This is a genomic window from Rosenbergiella sp. YN46 (assembly GCF_036620675.1).
Classification (GTDB): Bacteria; Pseudomonadota; Gammaproteobacteria; order Enterobacterales; family Enterobacteriaceae; genus Jejubacter.
This window is the reverse complement of sequence record NZ_JAZHEE010000087.1, coordinates 1-935: the sequence shown is the minus strand read 5'-3', so window position 1 is coordinate 935 and position 935 is coordinate 1. Positions and strand designations below refer to the sequence as shown.

At 28.4% G+C, this 935-nt stretch carries 2 protein-coding genes; both read right to left on the bottom strand.

From position 1 onward, the window contains the following. Positions 1 to 214, bottom strand: a 214-nt coding sequence (locus tag V3W49_RS22610) for a hypothetical protein (protein WP_500148189.1), incomplete at its 3' end; no start/stop codon positions are given. Positions 215 to 523: 309 nt separating this feature from the next. Continuing rightward, positions 524 to 935, bottom strand: a 412-nt coding sequence (locus V3W49_RS22605; RefSeq protein WP_500148188.1) for an HD domain-containing protein, incomplete at its 5' end; no start/stop codon positions are given.

Below are 935 nucleotides of genomic sequence, written 5' to 3'. Positions count from 1 at the left end.
CAATGATATAGCCACTAGTATCGGTTAATACAAATCCAGAAGATTCATCAACTATTGCGTAGGGATTTTCTTCTCCAACTGGCTCCCAGACGGTTGTTTTACTATTTTTCAATGCTAATGCAAGCATAGCTTTACCATCTGTTAATTTGTTAAGATATTCTCTGGCTTCTGCTACTCTTTTTTGCCCAACTTTTAGTGCTTGAAAATATTGCACAAATATTCAAGAATTTAATAATTATAAAAATCGTATCATAGGCATTAATCTCCGATCTCTAATTGCTTAAGTAATCGATTTACAATTTTAGTATTTTCTTTACGTTTGTTAAAAATCTTCTCTAATCTTTTTTTCTTTGTAGCTGATTTTTTTGATTCGATAATCTGAAAATATTCCTCATCTAGATCATTATTTGATTGAAGTCTTTTTATTATTTCAAATAAAATTCCTATAACTTGATTTTGAGCCTGGATCAACTCACCATTGTTTTTTTCAGAAATTTTGTTTCACCACATTTAGCTCAGATTATTACGAAAGTTTGGATAGAATTTTTATAAGACGTTTATTTTTAATTTCATTTCTTGCGGTATCAAAAAATGATTGAAGTTTTTGTTTTTGAATTCTTTCTTTAGCATAAACATTTGCTTGAAATGCCATTTCTAATTTATCAACTTCATGAAGAAATACAGCTTCATCCGTTTGCCTTTTTTGGTATTCATTCCAAATGCTTAGATATTTTTCAGCTAAAATATTTGGTAGATTATTAAAGATTTTTTTCATTGTTTCATTTTCAAGTTTTTCTTTTTCTTTTTTTGAAATTTTGTCAGTGGTTAAATCACCAGTAAAAGATTCTGCAAGATCATGCATCAAACTCATTTTTAATACTTTTGTTGTATCAAGATTCTGTAAATCTGATAAAACCATGGCGATGACAGACATC